This window comes from Aequorivita lipolytica, assembly GCF_007997135.1.
Taxonomy (GTDB): Bacteria; Bacteroidota; Bacteroidia; order Flavobacteriales; family Flavobacteriaceae; genus Aequorivita; species Aequorivita lipolytica.
In genome coordinates, this window is the sequence record NZ_VORU01000004.1 from 116,968 (window position 1) to 136,133 (window position 19,166).

22 protein-coding genes are annotated in these 19,166 nt (G+C 35.6%); 9 read left to right on the forward strand and 13 right to left on the reverse strand.

The window, feature by feature from the left end; genetic code table 11:
- Nucleotide 1: 1 nt before the first annotated feature.
- The 12 genes from ESV24_RS06700 to ESV24_RS06755 all read right to left on the reverse strand — a co-directional run bounded on the left by ESV24_RS06700 (nucleotide 2) and on the right by ESV24_RS06755 (nucleotide 9,751).
- Nucleotides 2-430 (reverse strand): hypothetical protein, encoded by a 429-nt coding sequence (locus ESV24_RS06700; protein WP_235004003.1) that lies wholly within the window; start codon nucleotides 428-430, stop codon nucleotides 2-4.
- The gene (locus ESV24_RS06705; protein WP_111815619.1) at nucleotides 405-1,154 is read right to left on the reverse strand and encodes an LOG family protein; all 750 of its coding nucleotides are present in this window, start codon (nucleotides 1,152-1,154) and stop codon (nucleotides 405-407) included. The genes ESV24_RS06700 and ESV24_RS06705 overlap by 26 nt, the downstream gene beginning before the upstream one ends.
- Nucleotides 1,154-2,275 carry an ABC transporter permease gene (locus ESV24_RS06710; RefSeq protein WP_111815620.1) on the reverse strand — a complete coding sequence of 374 codons (1,122 nt, stop codon included), beginning with the start codon at nucleotides 2,273-2,275 and terminating at the stop codon, nucleotides 1,154-1,156. The genes ESV24_RS06705 and ESV24_RS06710 overlap by 1 nt, the downstream gene beginning before the upstream one ends.
- Nucleotides 2,275-3,381 (reverse strand): ABC transporter permease, encoded by a 1,107-nt coding sequence (locus ESV24_RS06715; RefSeq protein ID WP_111815621.1) that lies wholly within the window; start codon nucleotides 3,379-3,381, stop codon nucleotides 2,275-2,277. Before ESV24_RS06715 ends, ESV24_RS06710 begins: the two co-directional genes overlap by 1 nt.
- Nucleotides 3,382-3,420: 39 nt before the next feature.
- Nucleotides 3,421-4,155 carry an ABC transporter ATP-binding protein gene (locus ESV24_RS06720; protein ID WP_111815622.1) on the reverse strand — a complete coding sequence of 245 codons (735 nt, stop codon included), beginning with the start codon at nucleotides 4,153-4,155 and terminating at the stop codon, nucleotides 3,421-3,423.
- 90 nt (nucleotides 4,156-4,245) lie between these two features.
- Nucleotides 4,246-5,148 (reverse strand): ABC transporter ATP-binding protein, encoded by a 903-nt coding sequence (locus ESV24_RS06725; protein ID WP_111815623.1) that lies wholly within the window; start codon nucleotides 5,146-5,148, stop codon nucleotides 4,246-4,248.
- Nucleotides 5,149-5,595, reverse strand: coding sequence for an OsmC family protein (locus ESV24_RS06730; RefSeq protein ID WP_111815810.1), 447 nt, complete (start codon nucleotides 5,593-5,595; stop codon nucleotides 5,149-5,151).
- 16 nt (nucleotides 5,596-5,611) lie between these two features.
- The gene (locus ESV24_RS06735) at nucleotides 5,612-6,112 is read right to left on the reverse strand and encodes a hypothetical protein (RefSeq protein WP_111815624.1); all 501 of its coding nucleotides are present in this window, start codon (nucleotides 6,110-6,112) and stop codon (nucleotides 5,612-5,614) included.
- Between the two features lie 30 nt (nucleotides 6,113-6,142).
- Complete coding sequence (locus tag ESV24_RS06740; RefSeq protein WP_111815625.1) at nucleotides 6,143-6,856, reverse strand: VIT1/CCC1 transporter family protein; 714 nt, start codon at nucleotides 6,854-6,856, stop codon at nucleotides 6,143-6,145.
- A gap of 75 nt (nucleotides 6,857-6,931) precedes the next feature.
- Nucleotides 6,932-7,816, reverse strand: coding sequence for an HlyD family secretion protein (locus tag ESV24_RS06745; RefSeq protein WP_111815626.1), 885 nt, complete (start codon nucleotides 7,814-7,816; stop codon nucleotides 6,932-6,934).
- 67 nt (nucleotides 7,817-7,883) lie between these two features.
- Nucleotides 7,884-9,140 (reverse strand): TolC family protein, encoded by a 1,257-nt coding sequence (locus tag ESV24_RS06750; protein ID WP_111815627.1) that lies wholly within the window; start codon nucleotides 9,138-9,140, stop codon nucleotides 7,884-7,886.
- Entirely contained in the window at nucleotides 9,137-9,751 is a 615-nt protein-coding gene (locus ESV24_RS06755; protein ID WP_111815628.1) for a TetR/AcrR family transcriptional regulator, read from the reverse strand. Before ESV24_RS06755 ends, ESV24_RS06750 begins: the two co-directional genes overlap by 4 nt.
- A gap of 241 nt (nucleotides 9,752-9,992) precedes the next feature.
- On the opposite strand from ESV24_RS06755, the gene ESV24_RS06760 reads away from it, so the two are divergent.
- Nucleotides 9,993-10,625, forward strand: coding sequence for a putative periplasmic lipoprotein (locus ESV24_RS06760; RefSeq protein ID WP_111815629.1), 633 nt, complete (start codon nucleotides 9,993-9,995; stop codon nucleotides 10,623-10,625).
- Nucleotides 10,626-10,639: 14 nt separating this feature from the next.
- On the opposite strand, the gene ESV24_RS06765 is transcribed toward ESV24_RS06760, so the two are convergent.
- Entirely contained in the window at nucleotides 10,640-11,464 is an 825-nt protein-coding gene (locus tag ESV24_RS06765) for a universal stress protein (RefSeq protein ID WP_111815630.1), read from the reverse strand.
- Between the two features lie 225 nt (nucleotides 11,465-11,689).
- On the opposite strand from ESV24_RS06765, the gene ESV24_RS06770 reads away from it, so the two are divergent.
- The 8 genes from ESV24_RS06770 to ESV24_RS06805 all read left to right on the forward strand — a co-directional run bounded on the left by ESV24_RS06770 (nucleotide 11,690) and on the right by ESV24_RS06805 (nucleotide 19,008).
- Complete coding sequence (locus ESV24_RS06770) at nucleotides 11,690-12,193, forward strand: c-type cytochrome (protein WP_111815631.1); 504 nt, start codon at nucleotides 11,690-11,692, stop codon at nucleotides 12,191-12,193.
- Between the two features lie 67 nt (nucleotides 12,194-12,260).
- Nucleotides 12,261-12,839, forward strand: coding sequence for a fasciclin domain-containing protein (locus ESV24_RS06775; protein ID WP_111815632.1), 579 nt, complete (start codon nucleotides 12,261-12,263; stop codon nucleotides 12,837-12,839).
- A gap of 29 nt (nucleotides 12,840-12,868) precedes the next feature.
- Nucleotides 12,869-14,836 (forward strand): Sec-dependent nitrous-oxide reductase, encoded by a 1,968-nt coding sequence (gene nosZ, locus ESV24_RS06780; RefSeq protein WP_111815633.1) that lies wholly within the window; start codon nucleotides 12,869-12,871, stop codon nucleotides 14,834-14,836.
- A gap of 203 nt (nucleotides 14,837-15,039) precedes the next feature.
- Complete coding sequence (locus tag ESV24_RS06785) at nucleotides 15,040-15,666, forward strand: hypothetical protein (RefSeq protein WP_111815634.1); 627 nt, start codon at nucleotides 15,040-15,042, stop codon at nucleotides 15,664-15,666.
- 12 nt (nucleotides 15,667-15,678) lie between these two features.
- The gene (locus tag ESV24_RS06790; protein ID WP_111815635.1) at nucleotides 15,679-16,113 is read left to right on the forward strand and encodes a nitrous oxide reductase accessory protein NosL; all 435 of its coding nucleotides are present in this window, start codon (nucleotides 15,679-15,681) and stop codon (nucleotides 16,111-16,113) included.
- A 172-nt stretch (nucleotides 16,114-16,285) separates the two neighbouring features.
- A complete protein-coding gene (locus ESV24_RS06795; protein ID WP_235004004.1) occupies nucleotides 16,286-17,536 on the forward strand; it encodes a nitrous oxide reductase family maturation protein NosD in 1,251 nt (416 codons plus the stop codon).
- Nucleotides 17,523-18,233: an ABC transporter ATP-binding protein gene (locus tag ESV24_RS06800; RefSeq protein ID WP_111815636.1), complete on the forward strand. Its 711-nt coding sequence runs from the start codon at nucleotides 17,523-17,525 to the stop codon at nucleotides 18,231-18,233. Before ESV24_RS06795 ends, ESV24_RS06800 begins: the two co-directional genes overlap by 14 nt.
- Nucleotides 18,226-19,008: an ABC transporter permease gene (locus ESV24_RS06805; RefSeq protein WP_111815637.1), complete on the forward strand. Its 783-nt coding sequence runs from the start codon at nucleotides 18,226-18,228 to the stop codon at nucleotides 19,006-19,008. The genes ESV24_RS06800 and ESV24_RS06805 overlap by 8 nt, the downstream gene beginning before the upstream one ends.
- Nucleotides 19,009-19,166 lie beyond the last annotated feature (158 nt).

A 19,166-nucleotide genomic window follows, 5' to 3' on the forward strand; every position in this document is an offset into this window, starting at 1 on the left:
ATCATATTTTTTTATTTGAATTCATATAAATAAATCCCGCAAATAATAAGGTAAACAGAATCCTAAAAATCATAGCAAAAATGGTTCGGCCTTCATAAAGCCCCCCCGTTTGAATATGGATGTAAAATGCTGTGAATGCGAAAAGTAGAACGAGCGCTATTGACAGCATTAGCCAAAAAGACCAATTTTTTGATTTTAAAAATCCATAGACTACAATTAAATATAAAATACCCGCGGTCAAATTTGTCTTTACAATAAAAGGCACATAGTTTCCTTCCTTTGCACGTATACCAAACCAATCGAATAATACAGAGCTGCTCATAAATATGGTAAGAAACGCAAAAGCAATTAGTACGATTGCGATACTGTATTTAAATATTTTATTCTTTCCCATAATTAAATTTTTAAAATCTTCTTCTGTTTTCCCCATACCACCATTTTGGTTTGTACTCCTTTTTTACCAATCCAAATCTTTTAATAGCGTGTACTTTAATGTGTTCCACCACTTCTTCAGCAGAATCGGTTACAAAAAGCAGTTTCATATCCTCGGGGCTTATACTTTCGTTTTCGGCCATTGATTGAATGTGGTGGCAAAGTTCTTTGTGGTATTCCGAATCGAAAATAACAATAGGGAAATCCTGGATTATCTTGGTCTGAATTAAAGTGATGGCCTCAAAGAGTTCATCCAAAGTGCCCATTCCGCCCGGCATCACTACATAAGCGTAAGAATATTTCATCATTAAAAACTTCCTTACAAAGAAATACGGAATGTCTATCCATTTATGTAAGTAGGGATTAGGTTTTTGTTCAAAAGGCAGAATAATATTTACGCCTACTGAATAGCCGCCCGCCTCAAAAGCACCTTTGTTAGCGGCTTCCATAATGCCGGGACCACCGCCAGTCATAATAGTAAACCCCAATTTTGAAAGTTCAGCGCCAATTTTTTCTGCATTTTGATAGTGTATGGAATCTGGAGTGAACCGCGCCGAGCCAAAAACGGTAACGCAAGGCCCGATAAAGTGCATTTTCCGAAAACCTTTTATAAAATTATACTGAACTTTCAGTGTGAAAATAAATTCCTTAAATCGGGAACGGGGTCTTTGTAGAAAGGGAGATTCACTTTTTTGTAGATGATATTTTTTATCGTTTTCCATCAATTCACTTTTTTGTAGCTCCAAACAGCCAATCCATTCATTACAATGGCATATAATAGCGTTTTCCAAAGTTGTGGTAAAATATCCATAAAACCAGAGCCTTTTAGCATAACCATCCGTACAACCGCTACAAAGTATTTTATGGGGTTGAATTCTGTAACTATCTGTGCCCATTTAGGCATGCTTTCTATTGGCGTAAACAAGCCGCTCATTAAAATGAAAATCACAATAAAAAACCAAGCGATAAACATAGCTTGTTGTTGCGTATCGGTGAAATTTGAAATTAGCAGCCCCATACCTAAAATCACTAAAATGTAAATAGAAGTGTAGGCGTAAAGAAGTATTATACTGCCTATCATAGGAACATTAAAAATCACTTTTGCAAGTATCAGTCCAATGGTCAATAATCCCATTCCTATTATCCAAAACGGAAATAGTTTACCGATAATAAACTGACTTTTTCTAATAGGCGTTACATTAATTTGTTCCAAAGTGCCTATTTCTTTTTCGCGAACAATATTCATCCCAGAGAGAAATAAAGTTATCATCGTTACCAATAAAACTAAAATTCCGGGCACCATAAAGGTTTTATAATCTAGGGTGGTATTGTACCAAAAGGAAGGGATACTTTCAATCGTTACGGGCTGTACAGATTTTTTTGATGTGTCCATAATGGACATTTTTACATCTTTATTAAAGCTTTGCACAATTTGATTCACATACCCATTTTCAACACCAGCAGCGGCGCCATCAATAGCATTAATGGTTATGGATAAATCTGTGGTTTTTTCTTTTAGTAGATTTCTTTCAAAATGATTTGGTATTTCCAGCACCACATCAACTTCTCCAGCTAGCATTGCTGAACTTGCTTCTTTAGATGAATTGAAATCAGTTAAAACATCAAAATAGGTAGAGGCGTTAAACTTCTCTATCAATGCGCGGGATGTTGAGGTGTGATCGTAATCTATGTATGCAAACTTTATGTTTTTTACTTCATACGTAGCTGCATTGGATAGAATGACCAGTTGCAGAATGGGCAGGATAAATATGATAGGTAACATCCCTTTATTTCTAAAGATTTGCTTAAACTCCTTTTGAATTATGTAACCGATGGTCTTCATTATTCCAGCCGTATTTTATATTTTTTGATACTTAGCCCAATAAAGAAAAGGGTCATCCCGATTAATATTAGCGTTTCTTTCCAAACAAAAGCTAGCCCAACTCCTTTAAGCATTATGGCTTTTATAATGATGATAAACCATTTTGCAGGAATTATATGACTAATTATTTGAAGTGGTGCCGGCATACTTGATATGGGAAAAATAAATCCAGAAAGTAATATTACGGGCAGCATTAACCCCATTAAGGAAATCATCATTGCGGCCTGTTGTGTTTCTGCGATGGTTGAGATTAAAATTCCTAATGCTAATGAAGTGATTATAAATAAAACGCTTTCCAAGCCCAATAAAAACAGACTTCCCTGAACTGGCATCTTAAATATAAAAATGCTCAAAAGCACTATTACCGCTGCATTTATAACAGATAGAAAAATATAAGGAACCACTTTCCCTATAATTACTTGAAAGGGTTTTAAGGGTGATACTAACAAGATTTCCATCGTGCCTAATTCCTTTTCGCGGGTGATGGAAATTGAAGTCATCATTGCCGAAACCAGCATCAAAATAATCGTCATTACCCCAGGAACAAACATAAAAACGCTTTTAAGTTCTGGGTTATAAACCATCCGTGTTTGCGGAACTATTTGATACTCCATAACAATCCCTTTATTTTTCGATTGCTGATAGTTTTGAAGTATTGAATTGATATAATTGGTTATCGAATTTGCAGTATTTGGGTCGGTGGCATCGGTTATTATTTGAATGGTAGCTTTTTGCTCTTTAATTAGATTTTTGCTGAAATCTTTTTCAAAATTCAATACTGCTTTTATTTTCCCTTTCTTAAAAGCAGTTTCTATATCGGCTTCCCGAGCAATCATTTGTTTTATTGTGAAGTACTTTGACGCTGAAATCTTATTGATTATTTCCTCGGTTGTAGCATCTTTTGAATGGTCTAAAACAGCAATATCCACATTATTTATTTCATTGGTAATAGCAAACCCGAAAAGCAGTATCTGGGCAATTGGCATACCGAAAAGTATAAACAGTGACCGTCTATCTCTGAAGATATGGTAGAATTCCTTTTTTATAAAACCTATAAATCGTTTCATTTTCAAACTTTTTGGTTCCCCCTTTAGGGGGCTAGGGGGCTATTCAATATTCCGTGCCAGCTTCAAAAACACATCGTTCATCGAATCTACGTTGAACTGTTCCTTCAATTTTTTCGGAGTGTCCAGGGCTTCTATTTTTCCTTCTACCATTATGGAAACGCGGTCGCAATATTCAGCTTCGTCCATATAATGTGTGGTTACGAAAATGGTTGTGCCTTGGTCTGCCGCTTTATAAATCATTTCCCAAAACTGTCTTCGGGTTATTGGGTCAACGCCGCCAGTAGGTTCATCTAAAAAAACAATTTTTGGCTCGTGTAAAAGCGATACCGAAAACGATAGCTTTTGTTTCCACCCCAAAGGCAGTGAACCAACCAATTTATTGCTTATATTTTCCAATCCCAGTTCGGAAACCAATTGTTCTCTTTTCTCCTTTATTTTTTTCCTTGGCAAACCATAAATGCCTCCAAAAAAAGTAATGTTTTCATTGACCGTTAAATCATCATAAAGTGCGAATTTCTGGCTCATATAGCCTATATTCTTTTTGATAGATTCAGTTTGAGTATATACATCAAATCCTGCAACCTTTGCACTGCCCGATGAAGGTTTTGAAATCCCAATAAGCATTTTCATAGCCGTTGTTTTTCCAGCGCCATTTGCACCCAAAAATCCAAAGATTTCACCTTTTTTAACTTCAAAACTGATGGCATTCACAGCTGTAAAATCACCAAAGGTTTTGGTTAATTGATGGGCCTCTATAACATTTTCCTTTTTCATCTGTCTATAATATTTGTTTTTTAAAGGACAGATGGAACATCCATAATAGACATTCCTTTATGTGTTTAAAAATTAATCTTGGATGTTTCATTATCTCGCTAATTCCATAAAGGCATCCTCTATATTTGCTAGGGTGGGTTCTATGTGAATATCTGTTAAACCTGCTTTTTCCAAATAGGATTTTAAATCCGCATTTTCAAAAGAATCCCTTTTGTCAGTATAATGCACAAACTCCCCAAACGGAAATACGCTATACAAATGTTCATAACCTTGAAGTGTTTGTATCAATTTATACATATTATTTGCCCCCACATTGTAAATGGTTTTAGGGAACTTGTTTACAATAGCTTCCGGCGTATCAATTTCTAATATCTTGCCATCTTGAATCAATGCAATCCTATCACACAAAGCAGCCTCGTCCATATATGGCGTTGATACTAATATGGTAATCTCTTTTTTCTGAAGACGTTTTAGCATTTCCCAAAATTCTTTGCGCGAAACAGGATCCACACCCGTGGTGGGTTCGTCCAAAAAAAGTACTTTCGGTTTGTGGATCAAAGCGCAACAAAGGGCAAGTTTTTGTTTCATTCCGCCGGAAAGTTTGCCCGCCCGTCGATTTTTAAAAGGTTCGATTTGAACGTAAATATCTTCAATCAAATCGTAGTTTTCCTCAATCGTCGTTCCGAAAATAGTGGCGAAGAACGTTAGGTTTTCTTCCACCGTTAAATCTTGGTAAAGTGAAAACCGCCCCGGCATATAGCCCACGGATTTTCGGATTGCTTTATAATCCTTTACAACATCAAAACCAGCGACTGTGGCAGTACCTTCATCTGGAATTAAAAGCGTGGTCAAAATTCTGAAAATGGTAGTTTTCCCTGCGCCATCGGAACCGATTAGGCCAAAGAGTTCGCCCGGATTCACATTGAACGAAATATCCTGAACAGCTTTTACCTTTTTATAGGATTTGCTGATATGGCTGAGGGAAATACTCATTTACGCTTCTATTTTGATCGTAATTTCCATCGTGATTTTAGATTTTATTGAATTTGAAATCAAACAAGCTGCTTCCGATTTTTCAACAATTCGTTCTGCACGTTCGCGGTCTTTTTCGTCTTTGATGGTTACAGTGGGTTCTAGAATTATCTCCGTCATTAAATATTTGCCATCCACTCTTTCCAAAACACCTTTCGATTTGCAACTGAAACCTGAAAAATCCAGCTTTGAATTTTCAGCAATTGCCAAAAAAGTAGTCATCAAACAACTACTAACAGCTGCTGTAAAAAGATGTTCGGGCGACCAAATATTGGGCATTCCCTTTGGGAATTCAGGCGGTGTAGCAATTTCAATGCAGTTATTACTTTCTGCCAATTCTGGCGAGCACATTATTCCTTGGCGGTCCTGGCGCCAGTCTATATCTACGTTATAATGATGTTTTTCCATTGTTTTTAAATTTTTATTATTGAAAATAAGTATAATAACCATCAAGGTTTTCTTTGATGCTCGCTGTTACTTCAGAACCTTCGTCCGTAGTTGAAACCTTTCCTAAAGCTTCAATTTTCTCGATAAGTGGATGAAGAAAAACGTGTAGGTTGTCGTGTGAAGGACCTTCCATTGTACATTTTTTTACCAATACGTTTTTATCCTCGTTTAGTTTTGAAGCCAAAGTATGGTAGTCTTCCACAGTTTTTAGGTCGCTGGTTTTAACTAAACCAAGCATTTTGTCAACGCCTTCAGTTGTTTCTAGATTAGCTTGCCATTTGCTCCCGTTGTCGAGTTTTATTTCGTTTACCCAAGCATTGTTCATTGAATGCATTTCGGTGGCCATTTCTTCCATTTCGTGTTCGTTAACCCCTTCCGTGGTTTGAACGGTTTCAGTACTTTCCTCTTTGTGTTTGGTTTCGTTACAGCTTATTAATAATGCTGAAATGATTGCTGTTGTTAAGATTACTTTTTTCATAATGTGTTATTTAAATTAATTTATAATTTTCTAAATATTTATTCCAAATAGATACCCAACTAATGCTGTGATTCCCATTGCTATTGTTCCCCAAAAGGTAATTCTGATTATAGCTTTCCCAATACTTGAACCGCCTGTTTTGGCAGCTACCACGCCTAAAATTATTAGAAAAAAAATAGCAGAACCATATAATGTATATTCCATACTTTTTAAGGGTAGGAATAGCGTTACAACAAGCGGAAGAACCCCTCCAACAATAAATGAGGCTCCAGACGCTAGTGCAGCTTGTATGGGATTTGCTTGGCTTATTTCATTAATTCCCAATTCATCCCTAACATGTGCAGCTAAAGCATCATTTTCTGTAAATTCTTTTGCTACAATGAGCGCGGTTTCTTTTTTTAAACCTCTTTTTTCGTAAATTTCAGCTAATCGAATTAGCTCTATTTCTGGCATTTCTGCTAACTCTATTTTTTCTCGCGCTATATCAGCTTTTTCTATATCTGTTTGAGAACTTACGGAAACATATTCTCCTGCAGCCATTGAAAGTGCTCCAGCCACCAAACCCGCTACTGTTGCCAGTATTATTGGGTCTCTCATGTCACTTGCGGCGGCTACCCCAATTGCTATACTTGCCGTAGATAAAATCCCGTCATTAGCCCCAAGAACAGCCGCTCTTAACCAATTACTGCGATGGATGAAATGATTATCTAAATAACCTTCTAAATTATCTGTATTTGCTTCCATTTATATGAATTTTGAAACTTCATTATTTTTTTCCTAATCCCTAATCCCTAATCCCTAATCCCTAATCCCTAATCCCTATTCAGAAATCCACATTTCCGCTGGCATCCCAATTTTTAGGCTACCATCGTTTATAACACTAATTTTTACTGCATAAACTAAGTTTACGCGTTCCTCTTTAGTTTGAATTATTTTCGGTGTAAATTCTGCAGAAGCTGAAATCCAGCTTATCGTTCCTTTGTAGTTTTTCATTTCTTCTCCGGAATCTATTTTTACGGTTACTTCCTGCCCGATTTTGATATTTGGAAGTTGTGTTTCGCTTACGTAAACGCGTAGTGTCATTTCTTCCAAATTGGCGATTTTGTATAATGGTTTTCCGAAGGAAACAATTTCTCCGGGCTCGGCAAACTGCGTTAAAACGGTTCCTCTTAACGGGTTCGTTATTTTGCTTTTAGAAATCTGTTCCTCAATTTGCGCCGCTTTGGCATCGATGGATTTTACTTCGTTTACGATGGGTGCATTTTGGGTTTCCACATTCTGAATTTGCTTTTTCAAAACGTCCACTTGGCTGTTGGCTTGATCTACTTGGCGCTGGGTAGCAGCGTTTTCTGAAAACATATTTTGCACGCGTTGTTGTTCCGTTTTTGCGGTTTGCAACTGTTGGTTTAAAACACTCACTTGAGACCAAACCCCGCCCGATTTTGAAGCTACTGTTTCTTTTGAAGCAAGCAGTTGTAATTTACTCAGATGAAGCTGAAGCGTATCAACGAGTCCAACTAAAGCTCCTTTTTCCAAAATTTGGCCTTCCTCTAAATTTAGAAATTCAAGCTTTCCGTTTGCTTCAGAAGAGATTGTGATTTCAGTTGCTTCAAAATTTCCGTAGCCATCGGCTTTTTCATCGTTGGAGCAGGAGAGTAAGCTTCCTAAAAGGAAAGTGGCTATTATAATATGTGGTTTTTTCATCTGTATGTTTTATTACCACGAATACACGAATACTGTTTTTCTATTCGTGAATTCGTTGCTCTCTTTTTTAATTCCCTTTAATTATTTTAAAATTCGCCTTTGAAAGCGCCATTTGAATTTCGTGCAATTGATTGTCTATTTTAGCCTCATAAAGATTGTTCAGTTCTGTAATATATTCTGAAGAAGTAATAGCGCCATTCTGCAATTGGGAAGTTGTGGCTTGTAAAACTTTTTCGCGCAACATAATTATTTCAGTGTCTTTTTGAAGTATTTCTTCATATTTTTTAATGTCACTTTCGGCTTCTTTTTGTTGCATTTGGTTATTCAGCAAAAACGTTTCTTTTTCGGTTAAAACTATTTCTTTTGAAATATCTACGGTTTGTTTTTTCTCCTTAGTTTTTCCCCAGTCAAAAATGTTCCAATTCATTTTCAAGCCAACCATATAAAAATCCTGAAATGAATTGTCCAACATATTTAATCCTGGATTGCCATAGCCAGCCTGCGCAAAGCCCAATAATTTGGGGTAATTGCTTTTAGAAATAACTTCTTTTGAAGTTTCCAGTTGATTTTCTTGCAGGTTGAAAAGTTCCAGTTCGGGACGTTCTGAAATGCTTTCTGGCGAAACCAAAATCTCTGGATTTTCTAAAATTATAGTACTATCTAAGCTTTTTGAAAGTAACAATGAAAGGTTGTTCAACGTTTTTTTTCTATCGAATTTGGTTTGCGTAAGCTGCTGCTCCAATTTCAGCATTTCGGCTTGCAGCATTTGTTGGGAAGCGGGGAGGACGGCTCCATATTTAACTCCAGCAATCATTTCTTTTAAACGAGCGTCAAGTTGTTCCATTTTTGAAGACAATAGTTTTTCCTGTTCCTGAAAAAGCAAAATACTGAAATAGCTTTGGTTTATTCGGCTTTTTAAAGCGTAGAGGTTTACTGCAACTTGCTGTTGTTGCGTTTGTAATTCAGCCTGTTTCAATTTGGTATTTGCCGCAATATTTCCACCATTATAAATTAATTGATTCGCATCTATCGTAGCGCGATATTGATCTTTATTGGACGGTTCAATAGTAGTATTTGGAATTTGAATAGGAAATTCAATAACGTCTGTTTGGTAAGTGGCTTGTGCATTTAAATCTAATTTTGGAAGCTTTTCTTTTTCCAAAATTTTAATTTCAGAATTGAGTTTTTCTTTCAGTAAAGCACTTTGCTTAGCTAACGGATAATTTTTTTCAGCTAAAACGTAACATTCCTCCAAAGTTAAAACTTGTTGTGCCGAAAGGAGTAATGGAGCAATTACGAAAAATATTAATAGCAGCCTTTTCATTTTTTTATGGAATTTATGATAAATTCTGAAACTGATTTTTTACGTTGTTCCATCAACCTTTTAAAACCTTTATCGTCAATTTTTAAAAATCCTTTTATTAGAGGTGTTGCCACAAAGGGAAAAATGTTCAACGAAATAATATTTATAAAAAGCTGCTCGCCGTCTATGGGATTTAAAATTCCTTTTTCTACTTCTGCGCTAACTTGATTCTTAAATTTTTCGAGCGTTGGAAATGCGGCATTTTGTTGAATTTTCTCGAAAAATTTTGGATTGCGGTTCAATTCCTGAATAATGAAATTTGGGATATAGGGATGCTTAGATATAAAAGTGATGTAATTGTGTGTAAAGTTTTTCACCTTCTCTTCAATAGAAGAATCATCGTTCAGAATTTTGTTGAGTTGCGGTGCCAATAGCGAAAAAGCATTGCTAAAAACCGCTTCAAAAAGCAATTGTTTGCTCCGGTAATAATAGTGTAGCATTGCTTTGTTTATTCCTGCTTCGTCTGCAATTTCCTGCATGCGCGCGCCATCCATTCCTTTTTTTTGGAATACGTTTTCGGCTGCATTCAATATTTGCCCTTCAGTGTCTTTATTTTTATTCGTCTTTGCCATTTTCAACTTTATGGTTTAACCATTTGGTTAACAAAGATAGATAATTTACTTTTACCGAAACATTTTCTTGTAAATTATTCATAAGTAATTGATGGATGTCATTTTTGAAAGTGCTGAAATACTGTAAGTTTATTCCATCCTTTGTATTTAATTAAGAATAAGGAAAAGAGAAATGTATATTTACATAGCGATATAAAAGGTACGATATACTACAGATTAATTTTTTCAAAAAAGAAATAGTATGCAGAAATTATTAACCATTTCGGTCTTTGTATTACTACTTAGCGGTTGTTCAAGCAGTCGTTTGGTGGATGAATACGTAAATTCAGAAAGCCCAAACTTTCGAGCTAATAAAATTTTAGTTGTGGGTTTAACACCGGACGGAGGTTTGCAGCGCCAATTTGAATATAGCCTTGTGCAAGCTTTGGAAGAGGAAAGTGTGATTGCTATAAAAAGTGTAGACTATTTTGAGAGTACATTCAATGAAAACAATCAATCGGAAGAAAACTTGGAAAATATTGAAAAAGAACTTTTAAAGGCCGGTTTTGATGCGGTTCTTTTTTCAAAAGTCACGGGGCAGGAAAGCAAGGTTACCATTGTACAGTCATATCGAAATATCACAAAATCCTTTGAGTCTTTCAGTGATTATTATAGTGAAAACAGAGCTGTTTATGACAACCAACATAATGAAGATTATCCAGTTTACAACACAGAAACTTCACTTTATTGTCTTTGCCCAGGCAAGGAACGCGATTTAATATGGCGTGGAAAGATAGACATTCTGAACCCGCCGGAAGCAGCTTCTACTATTCGCGATTATGTTAAAACAATAGTGCTTACGCTCAAAAAGAATAAGCTTTTGATATTAAACTAGGTTTTAATAATTTATTAATGAAGAACTAAAATGGGAATTTTGGAACCGTAACTTATTTTTGAGGTTTCTGACCCAAAAATAAAACGATCCAAAAAAGTTTTACGCTCCACAATCATTGCGTGAAGTTGAACAGGGATTAACTGCTCAAAAGCATTAATTGCTATTGATGAGGGGATATTTTTTAGATAGAAACTCTCAAAACCAATTGCATTAAAAAATTCTTCAGCTTTATTTATTTGGGTGGCCAGTTGAATATTTTCCTCTTCTATTTCAAGAATTTTAAGGGATGCTTTATGTTTTTTCACTATTTCTGAAACTACCTCAAAGGTTTTATTTGGTTTATCATTTTGATAATTGAGCGATAGTAAAACTGACTCAATTTTTTCAAAAATATATCCTTGTGGAACAGTGATAACGGGACAATCAACATTTCGAATAATCTTTAACGTATTGCTCCCAAAAATAGTTTCAGCCGCACCTGTTGCGCCATTTGTACCCATAATAATTAGTTCAATATTATTGAGTGTAACTGCTTGGTTTACGGCATCAACAATATTGTCAAAGTCAAGTTTTGGAACAAAAAGGAAATCTTCCTTTTCAGAAATTGACTCACAAAATCCAATCATTTTCTCCAGTTCCTTTTTATTGTCGTTCAAAATACCATCATAAATTGTGGAGCCAGGAGCGCCATAAAGCACATCTGCAGTTATATAACCCGAGGGTTTTTGGGAGTTGAGAATATGGAAGGTGCATGTTTCACCTTCAAAAAACTTCATAGCAAACCTAATTGCATTCTCCGAGTTTTCTGAAAAATCTGTTGGTAAAAGAATGTTTTTCATAGTCTTTGTGTTTTCTCAAATGTACTTTTTAAGTATAGGTTTAAAAATGATTTCTATCATAATTAAATAGTTAAAAATTTTCAAACTTTCTTTTTGAAGATCAAAGAAAAAGTGAAGCAAATAACCGAAATATTAAAAGATAAAAATATCCCATATATGACAAAAATCATATTCTATCTATCATTCTAGCGCTAATTTTGTCTTATAAATTAATTTGAGCAACTTATGAAAAAAATAATGAAATCACTGGCCGCAATAGCAATCTTAACTTTGATTAGCTGCGGTGGAAAAGAAGAAAAGAAAAGTAACGACATCCAGATTGGTCAAAAACCAGATGCTACTGAAGCTACTAAAGAAGAGCCAGTATCTACAGTGAAGCCTTCAGAAACGGTAGATCTTACAAATAAAGGTGTAGGTCCAATAAAAAGTGTTGAGCTGGGAGCTACTGTAGATCAAGCAATGGCTGCAAAGGGTATGGAGGTTTACAAAACAAAATGTATGGCTTGCCACAAGGTTGACAAAAAATTTATTGGTCCACCGCCTACAGGAATTTTGGAAAGACGTACTCCAGAATGGATTATGAACATGATTCTAGATCCAGAAGGAATGACCAAAAATGATCCGCTTGCAAAAGCACTTTTAATGGAATTCAATGGCTCGCCAATGGCAAACCAGAACCTGACCGAAGAAGAGGCCAGACAAGTATTGGAATATTTTAGAACACTTTAATATAATTAATTAATCAACCAAACCCCTTGCAATGTGTAGGCCCTGCAAGGTTTTAAAACCAAAACCAATGAAAACTATAACCAAACTGCTATTTGTTTCAGCTGTATTACTCGTGTTTTCAGCTTGTAAAAACGAAGCAAAATCCGACGGTGAAGAAACTGTTGTGGAAAGTTCTGCAGCAAGTGATGCCGATTCTGAAAGACAAGGCCAAGCCTTTATTGAAAATGACGGATCAACACCAAACATTCTTCAAATTGCAATCGGCTCACCAGACCATACCACGCTTGTAGCTGCAGTTCAAGCTGCGGGCTTAGAGAATGTATTGGTGAATGCAGGCCCATTAATGGTTTTTGCACCAACAAACGCAGCTTTTGATGCGCTACCTCCGGGAACAGTTGAAGATTTATTAAAACCCGAAAACAAAGACAAACTTGCCACTATCCTTAAACACCACGTTACTCCTGGAAATTATAATAAGGATTTCTTGAAGAAATTTAAAAAGTTAGGACAAGCTGGCGGACAAGATGTAACTGTTGAAGTAAAAGGAGATGATGTATTTGTGGGTGGTGCAAAAATTTTGGCAAGCATTCCTGCTGGTAACGGAATTATTCACGTAGTAGATAAAGTAATTCTTCCAGCAAATTAAAAATAGAATAACAACTAAAACAGATAACAATGAAAAACACAATTAATATTTTAATTACCATTATTATGACTGCTGGATTGGTAGGCTGTAATAATAGTGAAGACAAAAGAGGAAATGGCGGACAAGGTGGTCTTGCCACAAACGCTGCTGAAAAAGTTTACGTAGCTCCAGGCGACCATGATGAGTTTTATGCATTCTTCTCGGGAGGTTACAGTGGTAACTTAACAGTTTATGGACTTCCTTCGGGACGTATGTTCAAGGAAATTCCTGTATTCTCTCAATTTGCAACTAGTGGTTATGGATATTCTGAGGAAACCAAACCTATGCTAAACACATCATTTGGTTTTGTGCCATGGGATGATTCTCACCACCCAGATATTTCACAAACAAATGGAAAACTAGATGGACGTTGGATTTTTATAAACGGAAACAACACGCCACGTATTGCAAGAATTGATTTGGAAACTTTTGAAACCGAAGAAATTATAGAGATACCAAATAGTGCAGGTAACCACAGTTCTTCTTTCATTACTGAAAATACAGAATATGTAGTTGCAGGTACTCGATTCTCTGTGCCAGTACCACAACGTGATATGTCTATAAAGGATTATAAGGGAAACTTTAAGGGAGCCATATCATTTTTAAGTGTAGATCAGGACACAGGACGTATGGATATTAAGTTCCAGTTAATGATGCCAGGTTTTAATTACGATCTTTCGCACCCAGGTCGTGACAAATCTCACGGATGGTTCTTCTTTACGACTTACAATACGGAAGAGGCAAACACACTTTTAGAAGTAAACGCTTCACAAAATGATAAAGATTTTATTGCAGCGGTAAACTGGAAATTGATCGAGGAATATGTAAACAATGGTGGAGGAACTAAAATGCCAGCAGAATATGCGCATAATGTTTACGATCACGATACGCACGCTGCCACTAGCACAATGAAAAAAGAAGTATTGACGGTAGACCCTACTAAAGTTCCGGGAGCTGTATATTTTCTTCCAACACCAAAGTCTCCACACGGGGTTGATGTAGATCCAACTGGTGAATATATTATAGGTAACGGAAAACTTTCTGCAGATCTTACAGTACACTCTTTCACCAAAATGATTGATGCTATTGAAAAAAAGAACTTTGACGGTGAAGCTTATGGTATACCAATCCTTAAATTCGATGATGTACTTGCAGGAACTGTGAAGCAGGGAGGTTTAGGCCCATTACACACGGAGTTTGACGGTAAAGGAAACGCTTATACTACCTTCTTTATCTCTTCTGAAGTGGTAAAATGGAAGCTTGGAACTTGGGAAGTTTTAGACCGTCAGCCAGTATTCTATTCTGTAGGTCACGGTATGATTCCTGGAGGAAACTCACGTGAGCCATTCGGTAAGTATTTTGTTGCAATGAACAAAATTACTAAAGACCGTTACTTGCCTACAGGGCCTGAATTGGAACACTCTGCGCAGTTATTTGATATTACAGGAGATAAAATGGAATTACTATTAGATTTCCCAACGCACGGTGAACCACACTATGCAGCTGGTATTCCTGCAGATATTATTAAAAATAACTCTAAGAAGTTTTACAAACTAGCAGAAAACAAACACGAGCATGCTACAATTACAGATGCAGATGCAAGAGTAGAACGTAAAGGAAACGAAGTACACGTTTATATGACAATGATACGTAGCCACTTTAATCCAGATAATATTGAAGGGATAAAAGTGGGCGATAAAGTTTACTTCCACGTAACAAACCACGAGCAGGATTTTGATGTACCGCACGGTTTTGCAATGATAGGAGCTAATAATTCTGAATTGCTTATTATGCCAGGACAGACCAAAACCTTGCTTTGGGAACCTAAAAAAGTAGGAGTTTGGCCGTTCTATTGTACAGATTTCTGTTCAGCTTTACACCAAGAGATGCAAGGTTACATTCGTGTAAGCCCAGCTAGCTCTAACATAGAGTTGTCTTGGGGCCTAGGCGAAGACTAATAAAGAAGTTTTTAGTTGTGAAAATACTCTATTAGTGATTAATAGTATTTTCAAAAAAGAGACGGGGGTTGTTGATTTCCCCCGTCTTTTATAAAAATTTGGAAAGATTTTATTTCCATAAAAATCAACAACAATAATATCCGCACGATTTATAACACAATCCAACCGCACACTGACGTTTAAGATTTAAAAATTTAAACAAAATGAAAAAAGCAGGAATAATAATGATAATTGGCTCCTTGCTGCTATTGGGTCTTTTTAAATTCCCGTTGTGGAATATTATGCTTGGGGCACCCCAATATCCAGATCCACTTGGGATGAATATTTATATTCAAGGAATACAAGGCGTACAGGAATTCGATATCCAAAATATCAATGGCTTAAACCACTACATTGGGATGAGAACTATTCCGAAAGCCGAAGATATGTGGGAGTTTGAAGTTTTCCCACTTGTTATAGGTATTATGGTTGGTCTTGGAGTAATCATAGGATTGCTTGGTTTCTTCGGAAAAGTAAGTTACAAATGGTTTCTAGGATGGTTCATACTTATGTCCGTCTTAGGAATTATGGGAATGTATGATTTTAACCAATGGCTAATAGATTATGGAACTAATCTTGATCCCAGAGCAATTATGAAACTTGAAAATCTAGATGGCACACCAATGAGTTACAAACCACCACTTTTAGGGTATCAAAAAATGTTAAACTTTGATGTGGATTCTTGGCCAGCAACTGGAGCTTATATGATTTTTGTTGGAATGATGCTTACCGTTGTGGCTTTCTTCGTCGGAAAATATGAACATAATAAAATTAAAAAAAGCAATATTTAAAAAAGTAACATTATGAAACGTTTCCTAATTGTGGGTATAATCTCTGTATTACTAGTTTCTTGCAACACAAAGCCAGAGCTTATAGAATATGGCACAGATGCTTGCCATTTTTGCAATATGACAATTGTAGACCGTCAGCATGCATCACAAATTGTAACTTCAAAAGGCAAAGCTTTTAAATATGATGCCATTGAATGTATGCTAAATTCCTTGAATGACGATATGAGTGATTCTGAAATTGCACATTATTTGGTTGCAGATTTTAACCAACCAGGGCAATTGATGGATGCAACGCTATCTTCATACCTTATTAGCGATCAGATTTCAAGCCCCATGGGTGCCAATCTTTCCGCTTTCGAAAATGAAAAGGCTGCCCAAAAAGCAAAGGAAAAATTTACAGGAGAAATTTTTTCTTGGGAAGCAATTCAAAATCACTTAAAACCATAAATTTTATAATACTAGGGTTTCAACAAAATTTAAATATGCTGAAACCCTTATTACAAACACTAAGATTACAAATTCCAAACACTTCGTAATCTTTTAAATTTAGTACCTTCCATCTTTTTTATAAATTATCAAAATTATTGATGATTTAGTATTGATTAATTTTATCTCAATCTTGAAAAAAAACCACTACATAATTGCTATAATATTGTTTTTAGGAACCTTCACGGGTTTTGCAAAAACAATAACCGTCTGTAACTCATGCCCAATAAAAACCATTCAGGGAGGAATAGCACAAGCCTCTGAAGGCGATACTGTTTTGGTTAAAAAAGGAATTTATAATGAAGTAAACATTATTATTGATAAAGCAATTACGTTGTTAGGCGAAGATATGCCAACGATTGATGGGGAGGATCGAGGCGAAATCATCAAAATTGTTTCAAACAATGTAACCGTTGATGGTTTCAAGATTATAAACGTGGGTACAAGCTACACTTCAGATTATGCCGCAGTTCGAGTAATAAAACAAGATGGATTTTTAATCCAAAATCTAGAACTTGAAAAACTTTTCTTCGGAATTTACCTTGAAAAATCAAACAACGGGAAAGTATTAAACAACAAAATAAGAGGCGATGCCGTAAATGAATATAATTCTGGTAATGGCATCCAGCTTTGGTATTGTAAAGGTGTAGAAGTACGCGGAAATACTGTTGAAAATGTGCGCGATGGTATCTATCTTGAATTTTCAGATAATATAATAATTAGTCACAATTTAAGTAAAAACAACCTACGTTATGGGTTGCATTTTATGTTTAGTAATAACGATGTTTACGAGTACAATATCTTTGAAAATAATGGGGCAGGAGTAGCTGTTATGTTTTCCAAATTTATAGAAATGCACTACAATATTTTTAAAGAAAATTGGGGAACGGCATCTTTCGGAATATTGCTTAAAGAAATTAACGATGCTAACATAACTAACAACGTTTTTAAGGAAAATACAATAGGGATAAACATAGAAGGTAGTAACCGGATTAACTATGAGAACAACGATTTTACAAGTAATGGTTACGCCATAAAAGTGAAAGGTGCTTGCTACAATAATCAATTTATTAATAATAATTTTCGCTACAACTCATTCGATATTACCTATAACGGAAGGTTAAATAGCAATAAATTTGACAATAACTATTGGAGCAATTATACTGGCTACGACTTAGATAAAAACGGAATAGGCGATGTACCGTACCGACCCGTAAAACTTTTTACTTATATAGTGAACCGTACTCCAGAAACAATAATTTTATTGCGAAGTCTGTTTATAGACATCATCGACTTTTCTGAAAAAGTTTCCCCAGTATTTACCCCAGACGATTTGATGGATATCAATCCAAGAATGAAACCTATAAACCATGATAGAAGTTAAAAATCTATATAAAAAATTCGGTAAGAATGAAGTGCTAAAAGGCATAGACCTTGCCATAGAACGTGGCGGAATATTCTCCGTACTGGGCCCAAATGGCTCAGGGAAAACAACGCTTATAAAATGTATTTTAGGAATGGTTTTGCCAGATTCTGGAGAAATATTCATTGATGAGAAACCGCTGAAAAACAATTTTAAATACCGTAACGAAATTGATTATTTGCCACAAATTGCCAATTTCCCCGGGAATTTAAAAGTTAGCGAGCTTATTGCAATGATTAAGGATTTGCGCGATGCAAAAGCTACAAAAGACGAAGAGCTAATCGAGCTTTTTAAACTGCAACCATTTCTAAATAAAAAGCTGGCAAACCTCTCTGGAGGGACAAAACAAAAAGTGAATTTAGTGCTTGCGTTTATGTTTGACAGTCCGCTGATAATTCTCGATGAACCTACTAGTGGTCTAGATCCTATTTCGCACTTACGATTGAAAAATCTAATTTTTTCTGAAAAAGAAAAAGGAAAAACAATCTTGGTGACATCACATATTCTGAGTTTCGTTGAAGAAATTGCCGACGAAATTGTTTTTATTCTAGAAGGTAAAATTTATTTTAAAGGAACGATTCCTGAACTAAAATCCAAAACCGAACAACTCGATTTTGAACACGCAATAGCCTCCATTTTATCCGCAAGTTATGCTTAAGATATTAAAATATAGTTTTTACGATTTAGTGCGCAGCCGTTGGAGTTACGTATATTTTCTATTCTATTTGCTGCTTGGCGTTGTACTTTTATTTTTGAACAATGACCTTTCTAAAGCGGTAATCACGTTGATGAATGTAATTATAATATTAGTGCCGCTAATAGGTACCATTTTTGGCGTAATGTATTATTACGATTCACGCGAGTTTACAGAACTTCTCTTAGCGCAACCCGTAAAACGTAGCTCCATTTTTTTAGGGCAGTATTTTGGAGTAGCAACATCACTTGCAATGAGTTTGGTAATTGGCCTCGGTTTACCTTTTGTTTTCTATGGAATTTTCAACAGCAGCGCCATTTGGGACTTTTCATTATTATTAGTAACTGGCGCATTTTTAACCTTCATTTTTACAGCTTTGGCTTTTGTAATTGCGCTTTCAAACGAAAATAAAATCAAAGGTTTTGGTTATGCAATTCTGCTTTGGCTCTTTATGGCGGTAATTTATGACGGAATCTTTTTAATGTCGCTTTTATATTTTGAGGACTATCCATTGGATAAATTTTCATTGGCAGCTACAATGCTCAATCCTGTAGATTTGTCGCGAGTTTTAATTCTTTTGAAACTTGATATTTCAGCACTTTTGGGTTATACAGGAGCTGTTTTTCAAAAATTCTTTGGAACTAATTTCGGCCTGATACTTTCGTCAGCGATGCTTGCCGTTTGGGTAATTGTACCAACTTTCTTTATTTGGAGAATTGCGAAGCGGAAAGATTTCTAGTCGTTTAAAGCAATAATATTTACAGGTTAATCGCATTATTATCAATAAAATATTAGGCATCTTCTTAAATAAAGAGTGATTTGTATTTTTTATGATTTCGGTCATAATACAGTAATTTAGGATTTCTCAACTTTACCGTATTTTAATCCAAATTCTAA

Coding starts and splice junctions, on each gene's coding strand:
- ESV24_RS06770 (WP_111815631.1), top strand. CDS start 11,690: ATGAAAAAAATAATGAAATCACTGGCCGCAATAGCAATCTTAACTTTG.
- ESV24_RS06760 (WP_111815629.1), top strand. CDS start 9,993: ATGCAGAAATTATTAACCATTTCGGTCTTTGTATTACTACTTAGCGGT.
- ESV24_RS06745 (WP_111815626.1), bottom strand. CDS start 7,816: ATGAAAAAACCACATATTATAATAGCCACTTTCCTTTTAGGAAGCTTA.
- ESV24_RS06740 (WP_111815625.1), bottom strand. CDS start 6,856: ATGGAAGCAAATACAGATAATTTAGAAGGTTATTTAGATAATCATTTC.
- ESV24_RS06720 (WP_111815622.1), bottom strand. CDS start 4,155: ATGAAAAAGGAAAATGTTATAGAGGCCCATCAATTAACCAAAACCTTT.
- ESV24_RS06715 (WP_111815621.1), bottom strand. CDS start 3,381: ATGAAACGATTTATAGGTTTTATAAAAAAGGAATTCTACCATATCTTC.
- ESV24_RS06700 (WP_235004003.1), bottom strand. CDS start 430: ATGGGGAAAACAGAAGAAGATTTTAAAAATTTAATTATGGGAAAGAAT.
- ESV24_RS06805 (WP_111815637.1), top strand. CDS start 18,226: ATGCTTAAGATATTAAAATATAGTTTTTACGATTTAGTGCGCAGCCGT.
- ESV24_RS06725 (WP_111815623.1), bottom strand. CDS start 5,148: ATGAGTATTTCCCTCAGCCATATCAGCAAATCCTATAAAAAGGTAAAA.
- ESV24_RS06735 (WP_111815624.1), bottom strand. CDS start 6,112: ATGAAAAAAGTAATCTTAACAACAGCAATCATTTCAGCATTATTAATA.
- ESV24_RS06765 (WP_111815630.1), bottom strand. CDS start 11,464: ATGAAAAACATTCTTTTACCAACAGATTTTTCAGAAAACTCGGAGAAT.
- nosZ (WP_111815633.1), top strand. CDS start 12,869: ATGAAAAACACAATTAATATTTTAATTACCATTATTATGACTGCTGGA.
- ESV24_RS06785 (WP_111815634.1), top strand. CDS start 15,040: ATGAAAAAAGCAGGAATAATAATGATAATTGGCTCCTTGCTGCTATTG.
- ESV24_RS06710 (WP_111815620.1), bottom strand. CDS start 2,275: ATGAAGACCATCGGTTACATAATTCAAAAGGAGTTTAAGCAAATCTTT.
- ESV24_RS06790 (WP_111815635.1), top strand. CDS start 15,679: ATGAAACGTTTCCTAATTGTGGGTATAATCTCTGTATTACTAGTTTCT.
- ESV24_RS06750 (WP_111815627.1), bottom strand. CDS start 9,140: ATGAAAAGGCTGCTATTAATATTTTTCGTAATTGCTCCATTACTCCTT.
- ESV24_RS06705 (WP_111815619.1), bottom strand. CDS start 1,154: ATGGAAAACGATAAAAAATATCATCTACAAAAAAGTGAATCTCCCTTT.
- ESV24_RS06755 (WP_111815628.1), bottom strand. CDS start 9,751: ATGGCAAAGACGAATAAAAATAAAGACACTGAAGGGCAAATATTGAAT.
- ESV24_RS06730 (WP_111815810.1), bottom strand. CDS start 5,595: ATGGAAAAACATCATTATAACGTAGATATAGACTGGCGCCAGGACCGC.
- ESV24_RS06775 (WP_111815632.1), top strand. CDS start 12,261: ATGAAAACTATAACCAAACTGCTATTTGTTTCAGCTGTATTACTCGTG.
- ESV24_RS06800 (WP_111815636.1), top strand. CDS start 17,523: ATGATAGAAGTTAAAAATCTATATAAAAAATTCGGTAAGAATGAAGTG.